The sequence below is a fragment of the Burkholderia sp. MSMB0856 genome (assembly GCF_001524645.2).
GTDB classification, from domain to species: domain Bacteria; phylum Pseudomonadota; class Gammaproteobacteria; order Burkholderiales; family Burkholderiaceae; genus Burkholderia; species Burkholderia diffusa.
The window spans coordinates 2,021,784-2,044,549 of record NZ_CP013428.1 but is presented as its reverse complement, the minus strand read 5'-3'; the positions used below and the strand labels follow the sequence as shown (position 1 = coordinate 2,044,549).

At 67.6% G+C, this 22,766-nt stretch carries 24 protein-coding genes; 9 read left to right on the top strand and 15 right to left on the bottom strand.

Features of this window, described 5'->3' with window-relative positions:
* Positions 1-34 precede the first annotated feature (34 nt).
* Entirely contained in the window at positions 35-958 is a 924-nt protein-coding gene (locus WS87_RS26810) for a LysR substrate-binding domain-containing protein (protein WP_059819592.1), read from the top strand.
* Between the two features lie 49 nt (positions 959-1,007).
* On the opposite strand, the gene WS87_RS26805 is transcribed toward WS87_RS26810, so the two are convergent.
* The 3 genes from WS87_RS26805 to WS87_RS26795 all read right to left on the bottom strand — a co-directional run bounded on the left by WS87_RS26805 (position 1,008) and on the right by WS87_RS26795 (position 3,005).
* Positions 1,008-2,156: a WD40/YVTN/BNR-like repeat-containing protein gene (locus WS87_RS26805; protein ID WP_059819591.1), complete on the bottom strand. Its 1,149-nt coding sequence runs from the start codon at positions 2,154-2,156 to the stop codon at positions 1,008-1,010.
* 56 nt (positions 2,157-2,212) lie between these two features.
* Positions 2,213-2,482: a MoaD/ThiS family protein gene (locus WS87_RS26800; RefSeq protein ID WP_006749905.1), complete on the bottom strand. Its 270-nt coding sequence runs from the start codon at positions 2,480-2,482 to the stop codon at positions 2,213-2,215.
* Positions 2,483-2,606: 124 nt separating this feature from the next.
* Positions 2,607-3,005 (bottom strand): nuclear transport factor 2 family protein, encoded by a 399-nt coding sequence (locus WS87_RS26795; RefSeq protein ID WP_059819590.1) that lies wholly within the window; start codon positions 3,003-3,005, stop codon positions 2,607-2,609.
* Between the two features lie 78 nt (positions 3,006-3,083).
* Here WS87_RS26795 and WS87_RS26790 point away from each other — a divergent pair, with 78 nt between their 5' ends.
* Complete coding sequence (locus WS87_RS26790) at positions 3,084-4,025, top strand: LysR substrate-binding domain-containing protein (RefSeq protein WP_059819589.1); 942 nt, start codon at positions 3,084-3,086, stop codon at positions 4,023-4,025.
* A 28-nt stretch (positions 4,026-4,053) separates the two neighbouring features.
* On the opposite strand, the gene WS87_RS26785 is transcribed toward WS87_RS26790, so the two are convergent.
* Positions 4,054-4,743 (bottom strand): aspartyl/asparaginyl beta-hydroxylase domain-containing protein, encoded by a 690-nt coding sequence (locus WS87_RS26785; protein WP_059819588.1) that lies wholly within the window; start codon positions 4,741-4,743, stop codon positions 4,054-4,056.
* Between the two features lie 203 nt (positions 4,744-4,946).
* Between WS87_RS26785 and WS87_RS26780 the strand changes: the two genes are divergently transcribed.
* Together WS87_RS26780 and WS87_RS26775 are read left to right on the top strand one after the other, a co-directional pair.
* Positions 4,947-5,291: a DUF4148 domain-containing protein gene (locus WS87_RS26780; RefSeq protein ID WP_059819587.1), complete on the top strand. Its 345-nt coding sequence runs from the start codon at positions 4,947-4,949 to the stop codon at positions 5,289-5,291.
* Positions 5,292-5,362: 71 nt separating this feature from the next.
* Positions 5,363-5,638, top strand: coding sequence for a DUF4148 domain-containing protein (locus WS87_RS26775; RefSeq protein WP_059689009.1), 276 nt, complete (start codon positions 5,363-5,365; stop codon positions 5,636-5,638).
* A 272-nt stretch (positions 5,639-5,910) separates the two neighbouring features.
* Here the strand turns inward: WS87_RS26775 and WS87_RS26770 are convergent, their stop codons facing one another.
* From WS87_RS26770 to WS87_RS26760, 3 genes are all read right to left on the bottom strand, one after another.
* A complete protein-coding gene (locus WS87_RS26770) occupies positions 5,911-6,438 on the bottom strand; it encodes a cytochrome b (RefSeq protein ID WP_059819586.1) in 528 nt (175 codons plus the stop codon).
* A gap of 70 nt (positions 6,439-6,508) precedes the next feature.
* Entirely contained in the window at positions 6,509-7,960 is a 1,452-nt protein-coding gene (locus tag WS87_RS26765) for an ATP-binding protein (protein ID WP_059819585.1), read from the bottom strand.
* Complete coding sequence (locus tag WS87_RS26760) at positions 7,957-8,616, bottom strand: response regulator (RefSeq protein WP_059819584.1); 660 nt, start codon at positions 8,614-8,616, stop codon at positions 7,957-7,959. The genes WS87_RS26765 and WS87_RS26760 overlap by 4 nt, the downstream gene beginning before the upstream one ends.
* A gap of 327 nt (positions 8,617-8,943) precedes the next feature.
* Between WS87_RS26760 and WS87_RS26755 the strand changes: the two genes are divergently transcribed.
* The 3 genes from WS87_RS26755 to WS87_RS26745 all read left to right on the top strand — a co-directional run bounded on the left by WS87_RS26755 (position 8,944) and on the right by WS87_RS26745 (position 11,572).
* Positions 8,944-9,255, top strand: coding sequence for a hypothetical protein (locus tag WS87_RS26755; protein ID WP_159085709.1), 312 nt, complete (start codon positions 8,944-8,946; stop codon positions 9,253-9,255).
* Between the two features lie 62 nt (positions 9,256-9,317).
* A complete protein-coding gene (hpnI, locus tag WS87_RS26750; RefSeq protein ID WP_059819582.1) occupies positions 9,318-10,487 on the top strand; it encodes a bacteriohopanetetrol glucosamine biosynthesis glycosyltransferase HpnI in 1,170 nt (389 codons plus the stop codon).
* A complete protein-coding gene (locus WS87_RS26745; protein WP_059819581.1) occupies positions 10,484-11,572 on the top strand; it encodes a lysylphosphatidylglycerol synthase domain-containing protein in 1,089 nt (362 codons plus the stop codon). The genes hpnI and WS87_RS26745 overlap by 4 nt, the downstream gene beginning before the upstream one ends.
* Before the next feature lie 79 nt (positions 11,573-11,651).
* Here the strand turns inward: WS87_RS26745 and denD are convergent, their stop codons facing one another.
* The 8 genes from denD to WS87_RS26705 all read right to left on the bottom strand — a co-directional run bounded on the left by denD (position 11,652) and on the right by WS87_RS26705 (position 19,853).
* Entirely contained in the window at positions 11,652-12,623 is a 972-nt protein-coding gene (denD, locus tag WS87_RS26740; protein ID WP_059819580.1) for a D-erythronate dehydrogenase, read from the bottom strand.
* 28 nt (positions 12,624-12,651) lie between these two features.
* On the bottom strand, positions 12,652-13,428 hold the full coding sequence (otnI, locus tag WS87_RS26735) for a 2-oxo-tetronate isomerase (RefSeq protein ID WP_059819579.1): 777 nt from the start codon (positions 13,426-13,428) through the stop codon (positions 12,652-12,654).
* A 60-nt stretch (positions 13,429-13,488) separates the two neighbouring features.
* Positions 13,489-14,814: an MFS transporter gene (locus tag WS87_RS26730; protein WP_059819708.1), complete on the bottom strand. Its 1,326-nt coding sequence runs from the start codon at positions 14,812-14,814 to the stop codon at positions 13,489-13,491.
* 139 nt (positions 14,815-14,953) lie between these two features.
* Complete coding sequence (gene otnC, locus WS87_RS26725; protein WP_059819707.1) at positions 14,954-15,592, bottom strand: 3-oxo-tetronate 4-phosphate decarboxylase; 639 nt, start codon at positions 15,590-15,592, stop codon at positions 14,954-14,956.
* A complete protein-coding gene (otnK, locus tag WS87_RS26720) occupies positions 15,592-16,878 on the bottom strand; it encodes a 3-oxo-tetronate kinase (protein WP_059819578.1) in 1,287 nt (428 codons plus the stop codon). The genes otnC and otnK overlap by 1 nt, the downstream gene beginning before the upstream one ends.
* Before the next feature lie 19 nt (positions 16,879-16,897).
* Positions 16,898-17,788: an L-threonate dehydrogenase gene (gene ltnD, locus WS87_RS26715; protein WP_059466901.1), complete on the bottom strand. Its 891-nt coding sequence runs from the start codon at positions 17,786-17,788 to the stop codon at positions 16,898-16,900.
* 83 nt (positions 17,789-17,871) lie between these two features.
* Positions 17,872-18,576, bottom strand: coding sequence for a FadR/GntR family transcriptional regulator (locus WS87_RS26710; RefSeq protein ID WP_059534092.1), 705 nt, complete (start codon positions 18,574-18,576; stop codon positions 17,872-17,874).
* 203 nt (positions 18,577-18,779) lie between these two features.
* Entirely contained in the window at positions 18,780-19,853 is a 1,074-nt protein-coding gene (locus WS87_RS26705; RefSeq protein WP_059534345.1) for a GlxA family transcriptional regulator, read from the bottom strand.
* Between the two features lie 261 nt (positions 19,854-20,114).
* On the opposite strand from WS87_RS26705, the gene WS87_RS26700 reads away from it, so the two are divergent.
* Complete coding sequence (locus WS87_RS26700; RefSeq protein ID WP_059534094.1) at positions 20,115-21,500, top strand: L-serine ammonia-lyase; 1,386 nt, start codon at positions 20,115-20,117, stop codon at positions 21,498-21,500.
* 15 nt (positions 21,501-21,515) lie between these two features.
* Positions 21,516-22,760 (top strand): sarcosine oxidase subunit beta family protein, encoded by a 1,245-nt coding sequence (locus tag WS87_RS26695; RefSeq protein WP_006480591.1) that lies wholly within the window; start codon positions 21,516-21,518, stop codon positions 22,758-22,760.
* Positions 22,761-22,766: the final 6 nt, after the last annotated feature.

The window sequence follows — 22,766 nt, the reverse complement described above, 5'->3', positions numbered from 1 at the left end:
ATTCAACCCGGCCGGACCCGGCCCGCGAGGCCCCGTGTTCTCGAAAATTCCCCTGACCGCATTGCGTGTATTCGAGTCGTCGGCACGGCTCGGCTCGTTCAAGGCCGCGGCGGACGAGTTGTCCGTGACGCCGGCGGCCGTATCGCATCAGATCAAGTCGCTCGAAAGCCGGATCGGCGTGCTGCTGTTCGAACGCGGCCCGAGCGGCGTGCGGCTCACGGAGGAGGGCGAACGGCTGTTTCGCGCGAGCCACGACGCGTTGCTCGCGCTGAGTCGCGGGCTCGACGCGGTGCGGCCCGAAGCGGCCGACGAGCGCACGCTCGTGCTGACCACCACGCCCGCATTCGCCGCGATGTGGCTGATTCCGCGTCTCGGCCGGTTTCGGCAGGTCGATCCGCAATTGAACATCAAGGTCGAAACCGGCAACACGCTCGCCGATCTCGACCGCGACGCGCGAATCGATCTCGCGATTCGCGCGACGTCGCGCACGTTCCCGACGCTGCACGAGATTGCATTGATCGACGAGTATTTCGGCGCGTATGCGGCCACCGGGTTCGATGCGCATCGTTCGGACGAGCGCCTCGATTTGATCGAGACGGTGTGGGATACGCCGTTGCCGATGTCGATCGATTGGGCGTCGTGGTGTCGTGCGGCGGGTCGGGGAGCGTGGCTCGAGCGCGCGGTGTTCCGGCATTACGACGACGAGCACTACGCGTTGCAGGCCGTGTTGCACGGCCAGGGCGTCGGGCTGCTCAGCTCCGTGCTGGTCGCCGAGCATGTCGAGCGCGGCGCGCTGATGCCGATCGAGCCGTCGGTGCGGCTCGCCGGCGCGCGCTTCGTCGCGCTGTGCCGGCCCGGGCGGGAACGCGAGCCGCAGGTCAGGCGGTTTCTCGACTGGCTCGAAGCGGAAATCGCGCGCACGCGTGGGGCGGTGGCGCGGATCACGCCGCATGTGTGACGCAACGGTCCGGCGCTTCCATTGCGCTGCGACGCGTGCGAATCGTTCGTTACCCGAAACGCACGCAATACACCGGCGGCAAATGCGCGGAGACCTGCCGCCAGTTGTCACCGCCGTCGCCGGACGTCCATAACCCGCCCGTCGTCGACGCCATCGCGAGATGCGTGCCGGAGTCGTCCACCGCGAGCCCGTGCCGATACACGAGGTCGTAGGCCGGCTCGGGCGGCAGCCCGTTCAACAGCGTCTCGAAGCTGCGGCCGCCGTCGCGCGTGCGCGTGACGACGAACCGGCCATTCACCGGAATCCGGCACGCATCCTTCACGGCCGGCACGAACCACGCGGTGTCAGGATCTGCCGGATGCACGGCGACCGCAAAGCCGAAGCTCGACGGCTGCGCCTCGATCCGCTGCCAGTGCGCGGCGCCGTCGGTCGAGCGGAAGATCGCACAGTGATGCTGGGTCCACAGCACATCGGGAGCGGCTGCACACTGGACGACGCGGTGCGGATCCTGCACGTTGGGTTCGCCGCGCCGCTCGGGCGGCATGTAGTCGGCTTCCATGCCGTCGGCGCTGACGCGCCAGGTCGCGCCGCCGTCGAAGGTCTGCCAGACGCCGCCGCACGAAATCCCGATCGTCACGTGCCGGCTGTCGCGCGGATCGATCATCACCGAATGGATGCCGGCGGCATCGTAGCCGCCGCCGAACCACTCGGCGCGCTCCGGGCGGTCCCATAGCGCGCGGTTGAGCACCCACGAATCGCCGCCGTCGTCGGAGCGGAACAGTCCGCCCGGTATCGTGCCGGCCCACAGCACGCCCGGCTCGTCGGCGCCGCCGGCTTCGAGCGACCAGATCTGCTGAAGCGTCCACGGTGGGCGCGGCGGAGCAGGTGCTTCGTCCTCCGAATCGCCGGCGCCTGCGTGGGTGCCGGTGTCGGCGCGAGGCGTGTCGGCGGGCTGCGGCGGATAGACGGGCACCGCACATTCTTCCCATGCGGCGGCACCGGCACGCCGCCGATGCAGCTTGACGCCGAAGTGGCCGAGATTGAGCGCCGCATACAGCGTGCCGTCGCGCGGGTCGGCCAGCGCCATGCTGACGGGTTCGCCGATGAAGTGCGGCTCGCCGAGCGACCAGCCGCCGTTGCCGTCGGCGTGCAGCACGAACAGGCCCTTGCGGGTCGCGACGAGCAGTCGATCGTTCATGTCGGGTGTCTCCAGTTGGTCCGACCGGGCACTTGCTTCGATGGAGATGCGTCCCTTTATCCGCCGGACAGCGCCTGCACGACATAGACGCGGCTGGCATCGCCGAGCGCGTCGGACAGGTGTTGCCGGTCGCGCACCGGCTGGCCGTCGATGAACACCGACAGGTGCTTTCGCAGCGCACCCTGGTCGTCGACGATATAGCCGCGCAGCCGCGGCTGCTCGCCGAAGACGGTTTCAAGCGCTTCGCCGAGCGTCCGTGCGTCGATGTCGCGCTCGGGCGTGTCGATATGGCGCTGGATCGACGCCGCGAAGAAGAGGTGGGCCATGGTAGTGGCTGGCAGGAGCCGCGCGGGGGGACGGTCTGTAGTGTAGGCGATCGATCGGGCCATCAGCGGCATTTGCGGTACGGCCGGCGGCGCGGCGACGTTGCTGCGCCGCGCAACGATCCGGCTATGCGTACTTGTCGCCGACGGTACTTCGCACCGGATGCGTGTCGTAGATGATGACCATGCGCTCGATGCGCGCGTTGTCGTCGAATTCGAAGACGTCGACGCATTCGAACCGCACCTCGGCGCCGTCCTTCAGTCCCCAGTCGTAGACGAAATAGCCGGTGGCCCGATGTGCGCCCGTCGTGCTGACGCAGATGTCGATCGGCGTGATCCGGCTTTGTCCGGATGCCGCCGCGACTTTTTCGAAAAAGGGCTGCGGCGCCATCCAGCCGAGAAACGGCGAGAATATCCGCGCATCCGGCGCGAACAGCGCGCAGATCTCGGCGACGTCGCCGCGTTCGAGCGCTTTCAGGTAGGTATCGACCTGCCGCGTATATAGTGCGTCGGACGACGAGACCATGGTATTTCTCCGTTGATAGATGACGAGCCGTCCGCGACAGCCGTCGCGAGCCGGTTCAACCACGATAGCGATGCAGCGATGACCGAACAAACGAATAATCCGCAACCCGGGTATGCCGCCCGCGCATATCCGCTGGCGGATCTCACGCGTGCGCTGCCGCCGCTGACGGCGTTCCAGGCCTTCGTCGCCGCCGCCGAACTCGGCAGTTTCAACCGCGCGGCCGAGCATCTGTGCCGGACCCAAGGTGCGGTGAGCCGTCAGGTGCAGCAACTGGAAGCGCACTACCGGTGTGCGTTGTTCGTTCGTCATCCGTCGGGATTGACGTTGACCGCGGAAGGCGGCGCGCTGCTGACGGTGGCCATCGACGTGCTCGCGCAACTGGCGCGACACGCGCATGCCCATGCGCATTCCGCGTCGACCCTGACGTTGCGCTTGCCATCCACGTTCGCGATCCGGTGGCTGCTGCCGCGGCTCCCGGCGCTCAATCACGCGTTGCCGCGAACCGAATTGCGCATTCACACGTCGGCGGACGACACGCCGGATTTCACCGACGCCGATTTCGATGCCATCGTCGTGCGCGGTACCGGAAACTGGGTGGGAATGGTGGCGGTGCCGCTGTTCGACGAGTGCCTCACGCCGATGTGTACGCGCGAGATCGGTGCGTCGTTGAAGTCGATCGCCGATCTCGCGCATGCGACGCTGCTGCATCCCGCACGCAATCGCGACGAATGGCGATGCTGGCTTGACGCCGTCGGCGCAACGCGGATCGACCCGGGCACCGGGCTCGTATTCGATACGCTCGAACTGACGTTGACGGCCGCGGCTGACGCGCACGGCGTCGCGATCGGCGATCCGCGCATGGCGGCGGACCGGCTGGCAGCCGGCGCGCTGGTCACGCCGTTCCCGGAGGTGGTGCGCAACGGCCTCGGTTACTACCTCGTCTACCCGACGCAGCGCGCCACGCAACCCGCGATTCAAGCGCTCGCGGAGGTCCTGACGCGTCTGGCGCGCGAGGATTGACCGCGACGGGCGGCCGCGGTGCGGATGGCTAGACCGGGATCGATTGCCCCCGCATCCGGATTCCGAGCCGCACGACGCCGATCACCGCATTCGACAGCCACGTCAGCAAGCGCGGCATGCCGCGCCGTCGGATATCGAGCAGCAGCACGATTCGCACTGCGTCGCTGTCGTTCCACACCTCGTGCACGAACGTGTCGTCCCACAGCAGGAAGCGGCCTTCTTCGAGCCGGTATTCATGGCCATCGATCTTCAGCACTGCAGCCGGCGTGCCGTCGGCGCGCTTCGGCATCGACAGCACGAGATAGCCGCGCAGGATGCCGCGGAACGGTCCGCGATGCGGCGGAATGTGTTTGCCGGGCGCGAGGAACGACAGCGACGCGGACAACACGTCCGGCGACGCCGCGACGATCGATTCGACGGTCGGGCAACGCGACAGGTTGCGCGGAAACGGCTGGCCGTACGCCTGCATGATGAACATCCGCCAGTCGCGTGCATCGTTGGCCGAGATGTCGTGCTGCTCGCGCATGATCTCGTGGAAGCGCGGGATGCGCGGCAGGTCGCGCGCGACGGCCAACGCTTCCGCGCGAATGGCCGGCCACGCGCGGACGAATCGCTCGGCGTCGGGGAACATGGCCGGGTCGAGCACGGCACCGCTGTCGATATGACGGTCGAACAGCGTGCGAAGCAGGCCGGCTGCATAGTCGTAAGCGACGGACATGATCGAGGCGCGATCCACAAGGTGTCGTCAGTCTGCCCCACGCGCGGTGGGGCCTGCGTTACGTCAGGTTACGCCGGCTGACGAAAGAATGACAGTTCGATGAATGTCCTGCGCAAGCGGTTCGCCATTCCGGGAATAAACGGGCACCCCGCGTCGTCATACGGGTGTAGCACGTCGTTTCGTTGACTTCCGAAGGAGTGAGCATGAATACGCATTGGCTGGTGGCCGCCACGGTGGCGGCGATGTCTGTCGCGAGTGTCGCGACGCCTGCGTCGGCACAGGCACTGACGCGCGCGCAGGTCAGGCAGCAATTGATCGACGCCGAAAACAACGGACTGCGCTTCGTGACCGATACGTCGTATCCGGACGTGAGTCCGCTATTCCGGCAGCAGGCCGAACAGATGCCTCGGCATCAGGCCGAAACCGCGGTCGGCAGCGATCCGGCCGCGACTTCCGATGCGGGGAGGCCGACGATACTGCCGTCGCGTCCGCGCTCGGCCGCGTGCGTGGGCCCCGAGAGCTTCTGCACGCCGTATTTCGGAAGCTGAAGTAGCGGGCCACCGCGGCCGGCCCGACATCCACGAAGGTCGATCGGCACGCAACATTGAAGGAGTTCATGATGAAAACTTGCATCGCACTACTGATGATGATCGGCGTTGTATCCGGTCAGTCTGCATTCGCGCAATCGAATGCGCCGCTCACGCGTGCACAGGTTCGCGAGGAACTGATTCGTCTGGAAGCAGCGGGCTACGATCCGTCGAAGGGGGACGACGGAGAATATCCGGCGGACATTCAGGCCGCGCTGGCGAAGGTCGCCGAGCAGGATCGGGCGAGGATGGCGGCTTTGCCCGCCGCGCCCGCGCCGGCCGCCGTCATGCCGGCGCAGACCGACTAACTAGGTGCCGACATGTACGTATGTGTCTTCGGGCCGACGTGCTCGCGGTACGGCAATACGCACGCCGCTCGCGGCACGCGGCCTGGCCGAACCGCACGGACGGCGAGGCCGTCGATCGCGCGCCGCTTCGCGCGGCGCCGCGATCAGCGCGTTGCCCGATTCCGATGGGCGCGCAGGTGGATTGCAGGGTGAGCCGCGATGCAGGCGAGCGCGCGATCCGTCATTGCCGGATCGCTGCCTGCGATGGTGCGCCATGGCGCATGGTGGCGAGATTACCAGGGCATCATCCGTTGCATGACGCCGTCGCGCAGGACGAAACGATGCGCGACCGCGGCCGCGACGTGAAGGCAGATGCCGCCGAACAGCACCCACGCGAGGATGCCGTGCACGTCGCCCATCGCGTGCCCGAAGCCCGAGCCGGCTGCCGACAGCGCCGGCAGCGGGACGACACCGAACAGCGTCACGGCCCATGCGCGCGACGACGCATTGATCCAGCCGAGCAACGGCACCGCGATCAGCAATGCATAGAGCCCGAAGTGCGTTGCGCCGGACACCGCGCGCATCGCAGGCGACAGTTCGTCGGCGGGCGGGCGATGCGTCACGCGCCAGAGCACGCGGCAAGCCATTGCGGCAAGCAACGCGGTGCCCACGATCAGGTGCGCGGCGATCAGGCCGACCGGTTGCGTGTCGCGATGCACGTCGGGCATCGTCCAGCCGATTAGATACTGCGCGACGACCAGCGCCACGATCAGCCAGTGAAGAAGGCGTGCGACTGCGTCGTATCGGGTGGTTGTAGACATGAAAGCTCCTGGCAAGCGGATGAGGACCGTATCTTCCGGCGGATTTTACGGCCGAATCCTTAACGAAACGTTAAGCGTGCGGTCGCGCACCGGCTTCGTCCGATAACGCCTGCGTGCGATCAATCCGGGCGGATTCGGCCGACGGCATCGAGATCGTGACGCCGAGGCCGCGGCCGCCGATGCCGGCCCCGAATTGCACGGTGCCGCCGAAGTATTGCGCGATGCGCTGGACGATCGACAGCCCGAGCCCGCTGCCGGGCAACTGCGTGCCCACGCCGCGATAGAAACGATCACCGAGCCGCTCGTGCTCGCCGGGGGCGACGCCGGGCCCGTCGTCGCGCACGACGATGCGCTGCGCGGCGCCGTCGTCGTGTACGTCGATCTCGATGCGGCCCCCCTGCCGGCCGTACTTGACCGCGTTGTCGAGCAGGTTGTCGAGCAGGATGCCGAGCAGGATCGGATCGGCCTGAATCGCTCGCCCGGGCGTGCCGCTGGCGACGATGGCGATGCAGTGATCCGACGCCTTCGCGAGATGCCGCTCGATGGCCGCGTCGACCAGTTCGCGGACGACGACGGCGCGCACCGGAATGCGTTCGTATTCGTCGAGCCGCGCGAGCAGCAGCAACTGTTCGGCGAGACGCGCGCTGCGGTCGACGCCTTGTACCACGCGCTGCATTGCGAGCTGCTTGCGCACCGGATCGTCGGTCGCGAGCGCCACCTGAGCCTGAACCTTGATCGCGGCCAGCGGCGTCTTGAGTTCGTGCGCCGCGTCGGACGTGAATGCCCGCTCGCGCACGATGGACTGCCGCAATCTGGCGAGCAGGCGGTCGATCGCGTCGACCAGCGTGCGGACTTCTTCCGGAACGGTCGTGACGCCGAGCGGTTCGAGCGAGCGCGCATCGCGCGCGCCGATCAGCGTCGACAGTGTTTTGAGCGGCGCGAGACTGCGCCCGATCAGGAACCAGAGCAGCAACGCCAGCACCGGGAGCGCGACGATCAGCGGCCAGACGATGCCGCTCGCGATGCCCGTCGCGAGATCGCTGCGCGTGTTGGCCGGCTCCATCACCCGTATCCATCGTCCCGACGCGTCGTCGCGCAGCGTGTGCGTGCGCCATTGCGCGCCGCGCACGACGATCGTTTCGGGGGTGTCGCTTCGGCCGGCTGCATCGGGCCGGCCGGGAGCGTCGACCGGCAGGCTCGACGCGACGACGTTGCCCCGCGCGTCGCGGACTTCGAACAGTACGTCGCGCGGCAGACGATCGCCGTCGTTGTCTCGGGCGGCGGCCGGCGTGCCGTGAGCCAGTTCGATGCGCGCGTCGGGCGGGAAGCGGGCGAGGCGGTCGAGGTCGGCCGGCGCGAGGTCGACGAGCAGCGACGCATATTCGACGAGACGGGCGTCTTCCCATTCGCCGATCTCGCGTGTCGCGTGCCGGAAGCTGCCGAACACGGCGACGATCCAGACGACGGTCACGCAGCCGAGCGCCATCGCCGAAACGCGGCGCCGTATCGAGCGCGAGATCATGGTTTGTCGACGACGTAACCGATGCCTCGCACCGTCCGGATCAGTTCCGCGCCGAGCTTCTTGCGCAGATTCGAGATGTGAACCTCGATCGCATTGCTTTCGATGCCTTCCTGCCATCCGTACAGGCCGTCCTCGAGACGCGCCCGCGACTGGGGCATGCCCGCATGACTGACGAGCTGAACGAGGATGGTCCATTCGCGTGACGTCAGCGCGATGCGCGCCGCATCGCGTGTCACCGTTTGGGTGGTCAGGTCGATCGTGATGTCGCGCCACACGATCTCGTCGCCGGCGCGACCCTGGGAGCGGCGCACGAGCGCGCGGCAGCGGGCGAGCACCTCGGACAGCTCGAACGGTTTCGCGAGATAGTCGTCGGCGCCGTCGTCGAGGCCGCGGACCCGATCGGCCACGGTGCCGCGCGCGGTCAGTACGAGCACCGGCGTGGTATCGCCCGCGTCCCGCATCGCACGCAGCAGTTCCGTTCCCGATTTGCCGGGCAAGCCGAGATCGAGGGCGACGAGGGCGAAGCGCGTCGTCGCGAGCGCGGCGGCGGCGGCATGACCGTCGCGCAGCCAGTCGACCTGATAACCAGCCTGACTCAGGCTGATTTCGAGGCCGCTGCCGATGAGGTCGTCGTCTTCGACAAGGAGGAGTCGCATGGTCGATTCGTGTGCAGATATATGCAATTGTACGAGCCGGACTGTGCGCGTCGTGCAACGGATTGTAATTGCGCTCCCTCAAATATCGCCCGATTCTGAAGATCGCTTAAGGTTCGGCACCGGCATTCCGGCTACGATCGGCCACAACATTTCTCGGGTCGAACTCCGCTTCCCCTGATCCCCGAACCGGGTTCCGCGCGTCCCGCACGCGCTTGCCCGTCCACCCCCGCGACCGTGTCGATCGAAGCAGGATCGATGCGGGTCGTCCGCACGGGAGGTTCATTCCTGATGGCACCCTCGACGATCGAGCGATGGCGCGCCTATCTGTTGATCGCCGCGCTCGCCGGCATGTTCATTCAGTGTTTCGTGCTGGTTTCGTTGTTTGCGCTGCGCGTACCCGAAGCGTTTTTCACGACGATGACATTCCGCATCTGGGCCGTCGTCGCGGTCGCGACCGCGATCCTGTCGGCCCGTAAGGTGGCAGACGCGGCGTTCAGGGCCGCGGATGTCTGCGGCTATGTGCGCGTGTCCGGAATCGATCGCCGCACGGTAGCCGTGTCATCTGATTGCGCGTACCGTCGGCTGGTCGTCCTGCATATCCGGCTCAACGGGAATCGATACGGCGGCGTGTACGGGTGAGCGCGCGTTCGCGCGTGCCGGCCCCGAGCGTCGCCGTCATTGGGCCACCACTGGGGAGAAGCATGGTCTTGCTGCATGTGCTGTACGCGCTGGCCGGCGCGATGTCGATCGCCTGCGGGCTGGGCGTGTTGCTCGGCATTGCCTACACTGTCACGGCCAGCGTGCTGGTCGGCCGGTTCTTTTCGCGCGCGCGGGCGGTGCCGCGCGACTATCCGGGCGTCACCGTCGCGAAACCGCTGCACGGCGACGAATGGAACCTCGTACAGCATCTTGAAAGCTTCTTCGTCCAGGATTATCCGGGGCCGGTACAACATCTGTTCGGCGTGCACGATGCGGGCGACGCGGCGCTCGCGGCCGTCGAGACGCTTCGCGCGCGCCATCCGGACGCGAACATCAAGGTCGTCGCCGATGCGCGGTTATACGGGCCGAATCGCAAGATCGCGAATCTCGTCAACATGCTCGAACACGCGGAACATTCGGTGCTGTGTCTCGCCGACAGCGATGTGCTGGTCGAGCGCGATTATCTGCGTGCCGTCGTCGGCGCGCTACAGCAGCCGGAAGTCGGCATCGTGACGAGCGTGTATCGCGGCGTCGCGTCGCCGGGCTTCTGGCCCGGTGTCGCAGTCGCGATGACGAACTACCATTTCCTGCCGGGCGTCATTACCGGGCTTTTCATCGGGCGTGCCCGTCCGTGCTTTGGCCAGACGATTGCGATCACGCGCGCGACGCTCGAACGCATCGGCGGACTCACGCGTTTCGCGCACCACCTGGCCGAGGATCACGCGCTCGGCGAAGCGGTGCGGCAGGTCGGCGCGCAGGTCGTCGTTCCGCCGTTCGTCGTCGGACATGCCTGTGTCGAAGAGACCTTCGCCAGGCTGTATGCGCACGAATTGCGCTGGAGCTGCACGATCCGCGCGGCGGACCGGCTCGGTCACGCCGGGTCGGTGCTGATGCATCCGCTGCCGCTTGCATTGCTGGCCGTGCTGTTTTCCGGCGGCACGCTCGCCGCCTGGTGGCTGGTGGTCGCGGCACTCGTCGCGCGGGCGCTGCTGATGTTCCGGACGAGCCGCGCCACCGGGGCGGGTCTGCGCGGCGCGCTCTGGCTGCCGTTCGTCGATTTGCTGCAGTTCGCGGTGTTCGTGTCGAGCTTCTTCTCGTCGCACGTCGTCTGGCGCGGCACGCGCTTTCGCGTCGACCGCGAGGGCTTGTTGTCGCCGGCGGGGAAATCATGATGCACGACGCGCATTCCGATGTCGAAGGCGCGGACCGGCCGCCCGCGCGTCGCGACGCACGGTTGCGGCATGCGGGGCGAGCGGCGGCGCTGGCCGGGCTGGTGCTCGCGGTGTGGCTGATCTGGCGCGAGCATCCGCTGGAGATCCTGCACCGGTTGCGGATTGCCGGGGCCGGGTTGCTGGTCGCCGCGCTGGCCCACATCCTGCCGATGCTCGCGAATGCGTGGGACTGGCGGATGCTGATCCGTGGTCCGCGCCGGCCGTCGTTCGCGACGATGCTCAAGCTCGTATGGATCCGCGAATCGATCAACGGGCTGTTGCCGGTCGCGCGGATCGGCGGCGAGATCGTGTCGTTCAGCCTGCTGCGGCAGGCGGGCGTGCGCCCGGCGACCGCCGTGGCGAGCCTCGTCGCGGACATGCAACTGACGCTGATCAGCCAACTCGTGTTCGCGCTGGTCGCGATCGGCTACGTGCTCGAGCACGTGTCGTCCGACGCCGCGCAGGTGGCCGCGCGCCTCGCCATCGGCATGGCGGCGCTCGTGCCGGTGCTGCTGCTGTTCGCGCTGGTTCAGCACGCGCGGCCGTTCGAACGCGCGATGCGCGTGGTCAACCGCGTCACGAGCGGCAAGGTGGTGGCGCTGGTCGGCGAATCGGCACGCACCGATCAGTCGATCCGGATGATCTGGAGAAAGACGGGTGTCGTCGTCCGCTATCTGGCGATCTGGCAGACGCTGCAATTTGTCGGCTATTCGCTGGAAATCTGGCTCGCGCTGCATTTCCTCGGCGCCGATCCGACGTTTGCGCAGGCGCTCGCGATCGAAGCGCTGATCCAGCTCCTGAGCAGCATCGCGTTCCTGATGCCGGGCGGACTGGGCGTGCAGGAGGGCGGGTTCGTGCTGATCGGCGGGCTGCTGGGGTTCGACGCGCCGACCTGCCTGGCGCTCGCCGGCGCGCGGCGTGTGCGCGACTTGCTGTTCTATTTGCCGGGCTTGCTCGCATGGCAGCATGCGGCCGGCGCGGCGCGCTCGCCGTACCAGGCGAAGCGCGCATCGATGCCCGTCGGGGAGTCCGCCGGGCCGCGTTGATGCGGCCCGACGTTGCCGGCCAGCCAGGCGGGCAGCGGTCCGCCGACGCGGCCGCTTGCCTCGCCGGGCGGCGCGGCGATCAACGTTGCTCGTCGGCGATGTAGCTGCGGATCACGTCCGCGAACGACGTGTCGCCCTTCAGGCCGAGCGCTTCGGCGCGCGTCGTGTCCCAGCGGCCCGGCCAGCTGCCGACGATCTTCTCGACGCGTTCGTCCGGCGCATGGCGGATCAGCTTCACGACGTCGTCGCCCGCGACTTCGCGCAGTGCCGCGATCATTTCGTCGACCGACACCGACAGGCCGGGCAGGTTGATCACGCGCTTGTTGCCGAGCTTCTCGCTGTCGATCTCGCAACCCGCGACGAGCGCGTCGATCGCGCCGCGCGGCGACAGCAGCCACAGCCGCGTCGAACCGGGCACCGGGCACACGCTTTCCTCGCCGTTCAGCGGTTCGCGGATGATGCCGCTCGCGAACGACGACGCCGCCGCGTTCGGGCGGCCCGGCCGCACGCTGATGGTCGGCAGCCGCAGCACGCGGCCGTCGACGAAGCCGCGCCGTGCGTAGTCGCACAGCAGCAGTTCGGCGATCGCCTTCTCCGCGCCGTACGACGATTGCGGATTCAGCGCGGTGTCGTCCTGCACGACGTCGGGCAACACGCCGCCGTAGACGGCCACCGAGCTCGTGAACACGACGCGCGGACGATGGCCGCGCGCGCGGCACACTTCGAGCAGCGTGCGCGACGCGTCGAGGTTGATCCGCATGCCGAGATCGAAATCGGCTTCGGCCTGCCCGCTGACGATCGCCGCGAGATGGAAGATCGCGCCCGTCCGCGCGTCGATCGCGCTTTCGAGCACCGTGCGATCGGCGATGTCGCCGACGATCGACGTCACGCGCGCGTCGCCGAAATCGCTGCCCTTCACGACGTCGAGCAGCACCAGCTCGTCGATCTTGCCGGTTCGGCCGTCGGGGCCGATCAGTTCGCCGCGCTCGAGCAGCTTGCGCGCGAGACGCTGGCCGAGAAAGCCGGCGCCGCCGGTGATCAGTACTTTCATGTTGTGAGACCTCTTCGGAATACGTGGATTACAGATAAGGCTTGAGCCAGCCGAGCCCTTCGGACGTGCCGGCCTTCGGGCGATATTCGCAGCCGATCCAGCCGTCGTAGCCGAGCGCGTCGATCAGCTCGAACAGATACGGGTAGTTGAGTTCGCCGATGTCCGGCTCGTGACGCTCGGGCACGCCGGCGATCTGGATGTGGCCGATGCCCGCGAAATCGCGCTTGAGCTTCATCGCGAGGTCGCCTTCGACGATCTGGCAGTGATAGCAGTCGAACTGCACCTTCAGGTTCGGCGCGCCGACTTCCGCGCGGATGTCATGCGCATCGTCCTGGCGGCTCAGGAAATAGCCGGGCATGTCGCGCTGGTTGATCGGCTCGATCAGCACCGTGATGCCGTGTGCGGCGGCGGCCTCCGTCGCATGCCGCAGGTTCGCCACGTAGGTATCGCGATGGCGCGCGCGGTCGGCGCCCGGCGCGACCATCCCGGCCATCACGTGCAGCTTCTTGTTGCCGAGCACGCGCGCATAGTCGAGCGCCTGGTCGATGCCGCGCCGGAACTCGTCCTCGCGGCCCGGCAGCGACGCGATCCCGCGCTCGCCGGCGGCCCAGTCGCCCGGCGGCGCGTTGAACAGCGCCTGCTCGAGATTGTGCGCGTCGAGGCGCGCGCGGATGTCCTCGGCGGCGAAGTCGTACGGGAACAGGTACTCGACGGCCTTGAAGCCGTCGTACGAGGCAGCGGCGAAGCGTTCGAGGAACGCGTGCTCGGTGTACATCATCGAGAGGTTGGCGGCGAAGCGAGGCATGGCAGCGGGTCCTGTGAATGAATGGGGCAGGGCGCACGGCGCCCCGCGTCGAATGACGGATCAGCGGTTCACGAGTTTCGCGGGCGTGAGCCACACGGCGATCGCGCCGATCACGAGCATGGCGGCCAGCACGTACATGCCGGACGACGTGCTGTGCGTGACGTCCTTCAGGTAGCCGATCACGTACGGGCTCGCGAACCCGGCGAGGTTGCCGACCGAGTTGATGATCGCGATTCCTGCGGCCGCGGCGGAGCCGGCGAGGAACGCGGTCGGCAGCGACCAGAACAGCGGTGCGCAGGTCAGCACGCCGCCTGCCGCGAGCGACAGGAACACGATCGACACCGCCGTATTGTGCGAGTACGACGCGGCGACCGCAAACCCGACCGCGCCCATCAGCGCCGGCACGATCAGGTGCCAGCGGCGTTCGCGGCGCTTGTCCGCGCTGTGGCCGAACAGGTTCATCACGACGATCGCGACGACGAACGGAATCGCCGACAGCAGGCCGATCTGCAACGTATCGGTGATGCCGGTCGACTTGACGAGCGTCGGCATCCAGAACGTGAGACCGTACTGGCCGGTGACGAACGCGAAGTAGATCAGCGACATCCACCACATGCGCGGATCGGAGAACACGGCCTTCAGCGAATGGCCGTGCTGTTGCTGTTCCTGCGGCTGCGCGGCGATTTCATCCTCGAGGATCTGCTTCTCGCGCTCGTCGAGCCACTTCGCGCTGCGGATGCTGTTGTCGAGATACAGGATCGTCGCGATGCCGACGAGCACGGCCGGCACGGCCTCGATCATGAACATCCATTGCCAGCCGTGGAAGCCCGAGCCGCCGTGGAAGCGCTCCATGATCCAGCCCGACAGCGGGTTGCCGAAGATGCCCGACACCGGAATCGCCGACATGAACACCGCGATGATCTTCGCGCGGCGATGCGACGGGAACCAGTACGTGAGGTACAGGATCACGCCCGGATAGAAGCCGGCTTCCGCGAGACCGAGCAGGAAGCGCAGCACGTAGAACTGCGTCGGCGTCTTCACGAACGCGAACAGCGCGGACAGCAGGCCCCACGTGATCATGATCCGCGCGATCCAGATGCGCGCGCCGATGCGGTGCATCAGCATGTTGCTCGGCAGTTCGAACAGGAAGTAGCCGAGGAAGAAGATGCCGGCGCCGAGGCCGAACACGGTTTCGCTGAACGCGAGGTCTTGCGACATCTGCAGCTTCGCGAAGCCGACGTTGACGCGATCGAGATACGCGACCACGTAGCAGAGCATCAGGAACGGCACGATGCGCCAGAACACTTTCTTGTAGGTGCGGTCGAGCTCGCCCGATTGGGCGGGTGCGGCGGGCGAGCGGCTTGCGGCCGCGTCGAGAGCAGTCATCGTCGTCTCCTGGGATGTCATGTGCCGGCGGCGCGCACGCCGCCGGATTGTGTCGTGTGTGCTGATGGAAGGGCCCGCGCACACGGCAGGCATGGGAATCGGTGCGTAGTCCTGCGTGATCCGGGCGCGATGCGTTGCGTTACCAGCGTGCGCCGAAGGTCTGGCGCAGCTCGTCGAGCGCGGCGTCGGACAGCGGCTCGGGCTTCGGGTTCGTCATCAGCCAAAGCCGCGCGGTTTCCTCGAGCTCCTCGAGCGCGTACGACGCGTGCGACACCGACTGCCCCCACATCACCGGGCCGAGGCGGTCGAGCAGCACGCCGCGCACCTGATCGGCGAGTGCAGCGACTTCGGCCGCGACGGCCGGGTCGCCGGGGCGGCGATAGCGGATCAGCGGAATGTGGCCGACCTTCATCACGTAATACGGCGTGATCGGCGGCAGCACGTCAGTGTCGCGCCATACGCCCGCGAGCGTGAGCGCGACGAGGTGCGTCGAATGCGTATGGACGATCCCGTTCGCCTGCGCGTTGCGCGCGTAAATGCCGCGATGCAGCGCGAGCGTCTTCGACGGCTTGCCGCCCGAGAGCGGCTGGCCGTCCAGGCCGACCTTCGCGATGTCGTTCGGGTCGAGGCGGCCGAGGCAGGCATCGGTCGGCGTGATCAGCCAGCCGTCGTCCAGACGCGCGCTGATGTTGCCGGCGCTGCCGACTGCATGGCCGCGCGCATACAGGCTCGCGCCGACGACGCAGATCTCCTCGCGCAGTTTCGCTTCGTGGCTCATCATGCGGCTCCGTCGAGCGCGCGCAGCGCCTTGTCGAAAAAGTCCACCGTGCCGAAGTTGCCGGATTTCAGCGCGAGGCCGAGCGGCTGCGCGTCGATGGTGGCCGTCGCCGGCACGCCCGGATCGATCTGCGCACCGATCTGCAGCGACTTCACGTCGAGCGCCTGCACGACCGCGCCGGACGTCTCGCCGCCGGCGACGACGAACTTGCGCACGCCGAGCTCGCGCAAGCCCCTGGCGATCGCCGCGAGCGTGCTCTCGACGAGATGGCCGGCCGCATCGACGCCGAGCACTTGCTGGACGGCCTTCACTTCGTCGGGTGTCGCGGTCGCGTAGATCAGCACGGGTTGCGGCAGGTGCGAGCGTGCGAACGCGAGTGCGGCGTCGACGACGGGCTCGCCGCGCGAGGCCGCGAGCGGATCGATCCGGAAGCTCGGCCGGCTTTCGCGCCACGCGGCGACCTGGGCGTTGGTTGCCTTCGACGCGCTGCCGGCGAGCACCGCCGACAATCCGTCGATGCGCGGCAGCGAGGCCGCGTTGTCGCGCTCGGGCAGCTGATCAGCGCGACGGAAATTCGCGGGCAGGCCGAGGGCGACGCCCGAGCCGCCGGTGACGAGCGGCAGGCCCGCGCACGCTTCGCCGAGCACGTAGAGGTCGCGATCCGACAACGCGTCGGCGATCGCGAAGCGCGCGCCTTCCGCGCGCAGCTGCTCGATCCGCGTGCGCACGGCGGCCGCGCCCAGCGCGATCGTGTCGTAGCGGATCAGGCCGACCTGCGACTTCGTTTGCCGCTGCAGCACGCGCACGAGGTTCGCGTCCTTCATCGGCGTGAGCGGGTGGTTCTCCATGCCCGATTCGTTCAGCAGCACGTCGCCGACGAACAGGTGGCCGCGGAAGATCGTGCGGCCGTTTTCCGGGAACGCCGGGCACGCGATCGCGAAGCCGCCGCCGGCCGCATCGAGCAGCGCATCGGCGACGGGCCCGATGTTGCCCGCGTCGGTCGAGTCGAACGTTGAGCAGTACTTGAAGAAGAATTGCCGGCAGCCCTGCGCGCGCAGCCATTCATGGGCGGCGAGCGATTGCGCGACGGCGTCGGCGGCGGGAATCGTGCGCGACTTCAGCGCGACGACGATCGCGTCGGCGTCGACTGCGGCGCCGCCGGCGGGCACGCCGATCGTCTGCACGGTACGCATGCCGCTCTTGACGAGCATGTTCGCGAGATCGGTCGCGCCGGTGAAATCGTCGGCGATGCAGCCGAGCAGGGGACGGGAAGCGGAAGCGGTCATGGCAGGAACGTCGTTCGAATCAGCGGGCGGGCGGCAGCGTGATGCCGGGGAAAGTCTTGATCACGGCGGAATCGTCCTCGCCGCCGTGGCCGGCGCTCGACGCGCTCATGAACATCTGGTGCGCGGTGGCCGACAGCGGCAGCGGGAATTTGCTGCGCCGCGCGGTATCGAGCACGAGGCCGAGATCCTTCACGAAGATGTCGACGGCCGACAGCGGCGTGTAGTCGCCGTTCAGGATGTGCGGCACGCGGTTCTCGAACATCCACGAGTTGCCGGCGCTGTGCGTGATCACGTCGTAGAGCGCGTCGGCATCGACGCCTTCGCGCAGGCCCAGGGCCATCGCCTCGGCGGCCGCCGCGATATGCACGCCGGCCAGCAGCTGGTTGATGATCTTCACCTTCGAGCCGATGCCGTGCGCGTCGCCGAGGCGGTACACCTTGCCGGCGATCGCGTCGAGCACGTCGTCGCAGCCGGCATACGCGGCGGCGGGGCCGGACGTCATCATCGTCATCTCGCCGGAGGCCGCGCGCGCGGCGCCGCCGGACACCGGCGCGTCCAGCATCTGCAAGCCCGCGGCCTCGATGCGCGCGCCGAGCGCGACCGCGAAGTCGGGCGCGACGGTCGCGCTCGCGATCACGACGCCGCCCGGCTTCATCGCCGCGACCGCGCCGTGCTCGCCGAACAGCACCGTTTCGGTCTGCGCGGCATTGACGACGAGCGTGACGACGACATCGCATCGCGCGCCGAGTTCGGCCGGGCTCGCGCAGGCCACGCCGCCTTCGGCCGCGAACGCCTGCAGCACGGTGTCGCGCACGTCGCATGCGTGCACGCGGAACCCCGCGCGCAGCAGCGAGCGGGCGACGCCGAGGCCCATCGCGCCGAGGCCGATGACTCCAACATTTCGTGACATGGTCAACCTTGATCGATTCGGGAAAGGTTCGGGACAACGACGGCACCGGTTCGGTCCGGGCCGCCGCATTCAGTAATCGTTCATCAGCAGATGCCGGCTTCCGCGAGACGGCGGGCGGCGTTATACATGTGCGTGCGCGCCGCGTTGCGCGCCGCCATCGGGTCGCGCGCGCGGATCGCGTCGGCGATCGCCGCGTGTTCCTCGCGCACCTGCCGCGAGAAATCCTCGCGCGTCGCTTCGTTGCGCCGCGTGACCTTCACGCCGGCCTCGAGGTACTGGTTCAGAAACTGCAGCGTCTTCAGGAAATACGGGTTGCCGGTGACGGCAGCGATCGTGCGGTGGAACGCGACGTCTTCCGCGACGCCGTCGCGCCCTTCGGCCGCCGCGTCGTCGATCTTGCGCAATGCGTCGTCGATGTCGGCCATGTCGTCGGCCGTGTGGTGCAGCGCGGCTTCGGCCGCGACTTCAGCCTCGATCGCGCGGCGCACCGCGAGCAGGTGCGGCAGCGAGCTCGCCTCGACGGCTTCCGCGTAGTCGATCCGCAGCGGCCGGATCGCGCCGTGCTGGTTCACGTATACGCCGCTGCCCTGGCGCGGCTCGACCACGCCTTCGTTCTTCAGCCGCGAAATCGCCTCGCGGATCACGGTGCGGCTCACGCCGAATTCCTGCGCGAGCACGGCCTCCGTCGGCAGCTTGCCGGTGGCCGAGAAACTGCCGACTTCGATCTGTTTCAGCAGCTGCTGCGCGACGTGGTCGCTCATCGCACGGGCGGGAATCTTCTCGAACATGGCGCTCTGGTTTGTAAGGTGATGTGGTCATCATACAAATTTGAAGGTGCGTCAGCATCCGGGATAACCCTCGGTTACCGGGCTGCAACGTCGGTCAAGTTGACTGGAACCGGTTCCAAATCGCGGGAAAATGCCGCGATCTTGCGAGGTCCAAGGCGCAGGCAGGATAAGGAAAGGGCGCGCGCGGGCGGCGCGCGCGATCGTCAGTCGGCGATGTCTTCGACGGGATCGGAATCGGCGGTCACCGGCACGCCGGCTTCCGCGCCGTCCCCGCCGCGCTCGCGATAGGTCGCCGGTGGCACGCCGAACTGCTTGCGGAACTCGCGGCCGAGGTGCGACGCGTCGGCGAACCCGCAACTCGACGCGATATCGGCGACGGTGCGGTCGGAACTGGTCAGCAGCCACGCGGCCGTGCGCAGCCGCACCTGCTTCGCGAACGCCTGCGGGCTCTTGCCCGTCTCGGCCTTGAACAGCCGCTCGAGCTGGCGCGTCGACATGTCGAGCTTGCACGCGAGTTCCTCGAGCGGCAGCGCGCGGCCGACATGCTGTTCCATCAGGAGAATCGCGCGCTTGACCTTCGGGTGCGTGGCCGGCTCGAGGCCCGGCGGATGCGGCTGCGGCGCATTGCCCTTCTGCATCTCGCCGACGAGCAGGATGCGCAGTGCCTTCTGCACGGTCGCATGATCGAAATGGCGCAGCAGGATCGCGGCGGCGACGTCGATCGACGCGCGGCCGCCCGAGCAGGTGATCCGGCGCCGGTCGATCACGAACAGGCGATCGGCGATCAGCATGTCGGGATCGGCGTTCGGGAAGCGCTCGATGAAATCCCAGTAGTGGAACCAGCTCACGCATGTGCGGTAGCCGTCGAGCACGTTCGCGCGCATCAGCGTGAACACGCCCGTGCAGATCCCGACGACCGTCGCGCCGCCCGTCGCCGCACGGCGGATGAAGTCGAGCGTTTCGGGGCCGGCTTGCGGCCCCGAATGCAGCAGCCCGCCGACCACGACCACGTAGTCGAACGGTTCGGCGCTCTCGAAGGTTTCCCACGGCGTGATCTGGATCCCGCAACTCGCGCGCACCGGCGCCAGCGTTTCGCCGATCACGCTCCACGCGCAGCGCACCGGCTTGCTGTAGTCGCCGTCGTCGGCCGACAGCCGCAGCATGTCGACGAAACCCGAAAAGGCCGTGAGCGTGAAGTTCGGCAGCAGCACGATGCCGAAACGGATGCGCTGCGGCGCGGGTTCGGCGAGGGGGGAAGCGGGTACGTCGGGTGTCATCGCGGTCAATCTCGTCACGCCGGGAAGGCGGGTCTCACTCGTTGCAGTCTGTTCGCGGGCACGGTTGCCGGCTGGCGCACGCGCCGGCCGACTTGTGGTTTTTCGTCGTCAATCATCGTCAAAACGCACTTTCCGGCCGTCCTGCGCGGGGCTTGGCGGCGGTATCCCACGCCGATGCCGTTTTTGTTCTATCGGCCAATTTTACGCTTTGATGTACTGATGCCAACGACATTTCACGTACGCCCACCCAGAGGAAGTCAGATGAACGTCAGCGCGTTCGACCTGTTCAAGATCGGTATCGGCCCGTCCAGCTCGCATACGGTCGGCCCGATGATCGCCGCGTGCCGCTTCGCGTCGCACATCGAGGACGCGAACCTGCTCGGCTTCGTGCGCCGCGTGCGGGTCGAACTATACGGCTCGCTCGGTGCAACGGGCAAGGGCCACGGCACCGACAAGGCGGTGCTGCTCGGCCTCGAGGGCCATTTGCCCGACACGATCGATCCGGACCTGATCGAGCCCCGGCTCGCGGCGATCCGCGCGGAGAAGTCGCTGGCGCTGCTCGGCAAGCAGACGATTCGCTTCGACGAGAAGGAGAACATCGGCTTCTATCGCAAGCTGATGAGCGGCACCAGCATCGTCCATCCGAACGGGATGCGCTTCCAGGCGTTCGACGAGCACGGCCAGCTGCTCGTCGAGAAGGAGTATTACTCGATCGGCGGCGGCTTCGTCGTGAACCGCGACGGCGATCGCGTAAACGGCGTGCGTGCTGCGGCCGACGTGCCGTATCCGTTCCGCACCGGCGACGACCTGATGCGCCAGTGCCGCGAACATGGGCTGTCGATCGCCGAGCTGATGCTGCGCAACGAATGCACGCTGCGTCCGGAAGACGAGGTGCGCGGCGGGCTGCTCGCGATCTGGCGCACGATGGCCGCGTGCGTCGAGCGCGGCTGCAAGGTCGAGGGCGAACTGCCGGGCCCGATGCGCGTGAAGCGCCGCGCAGCCGAACTGAACGGCCGCCTGCGTGCGCGTTCGGAGGAGTCGCTGCGCGATCCGCTGTCGATGCTCGACTGGGTCAACCTGTATGCGATGGCCGTCAACGAGGAGAACGCGGCGGGCGGCCGGGTCGTCACCGCGCCCACGAACGGCGCGGCCGGCGTGATCCCCGCGGTGCTGCACTACTACGTGAAGTTCGTGCCGGGCTCGAACGAAGCCGGCATCGTCGAATTCCTGCTGACGGCCGCCGCAATCGGGATCATCTACAAGGAAACGGCGTCGATATCCGGCGCGGAAGTCGGCTGCCAGGGCGAAGTGGGCGTCGCGTGCTCGATGGCCGCGGCCGCGCTCGCCGCGGTGATGGGCGGCACGCCCGACCAGGTCGAGAACGCGGCCGAGATCGGGATGGAGCACAACCTCGGCATGACCTGCGATCCGGTTGGCGGGCTCGTGCAGATTCCGTGCATCGAACGCAACGCGATGGGCGCGATCAAGGCGCTGAACGCATCGCGGATGGCGCTCAAGGGTAACGGCCAGCACTACGTATCGCTCGATTCGGTGATCAAGACGATGCGCGAGACGGGTGCCGACATGAAGACGAAATACAAGGAAACGTCGCGCGGCGGTCTTGCCGTGAACGTCATCGAATGCTAACGAAGGATCACTAACATGAGCCGCTACTCGATATTCAGCCTGTTCCGCAACGGCCTCTCGTATCACGAGAACTGGGAAAAGCAGTGGAAGAGCCCGGAACCGAAGAAGGAATACGACGTCGTGATCGTCGGCGGCGGCGGCCACGGCCTCGCGACCGCGTATTACCTCGCGAAGGAACACGGCATCACGAACGTCGCGATCCTCGAGAAGGGCTGGATCGGCGGCGGCAACACCGCGCGCAACACGACGATCGTGCGCTCGAACTACCTGTGGGACGAATCGGCCGCGCTGTACGAGAAGGCGATGAAGCTGTGGGAAGGGCTGTCGCAGGACCTCAACTACAACGTGATGTTCAGCCAGCGCGGCGTGATGAACCTCGCGCATACGCTGCAGGACGTGCGTGACACCGAGCGTCGCGTGAACGCGAACCGCCTGAACGGCGTCGACGCCGAGTTCCTGACGCCCGCGCAGATCAAGGAAATCGAGCCGACGATCAACCTGAACAGCCGCTATCCGGTGCTCGGCGCATCGATCCAGCGCCGTGCGGGCGTCGCGCGTCACGACGCGGTGGCCTGGGGCTTCGCCCGCGGCGCCGACCGCGCCGGCGTCGACATCATCCAGAACTGCCAGGTGACAGGTATTCGTCGCGAAGGCGGCGCGGTGGTCGGCGTCGATACGGTGAAGGGCTTCATCAAGGCGAAGAAGGTCGCGGTGGTCGCAGCCGGCAACACGACGACGCTCGCCGACATGGCCGGCGTGCGCCTGCCGATCGAGAGCCACCCGCTGCAGGCACTGGTGTCGGAGCCGATCAAGCCGGTGGTCAACTCGGTGATCATGTCGAACGCGGTGCACGCGTACATCAGCCAGTCCGACAAGGGCGACCTCGTGATCGGCGCGGGTATCGACCAGTACACGGGCTTCGGCCAGCGCGGCAGCTTCCACATCATCGAAAGCACGCTGCAGGCGATCGTCGAGATGTTCCCGGTGTTCTCGCGCGTACGGATGAACCGCCAGTGGGGCGGCATCGTCGACGTGTCGCCGGACGCGTGCCCGATCATCACCAAGACCGACGTGAAGGGCCTCTACTTCAACTGCGGCTGGGGTACCGGCGGCTTCAAGGCGACGCCGGGCTCGGGCTGGGTGTTCGCGCACACGATCGCTCGCGACGAACCGCATCCGCTGAACGCGCCGTTCGCGCTCGACCGCTTCTACACGGGCCACCTGATCGACGAGCACGGCGCCGCCGCCGTCGCGCACTGACCCCCG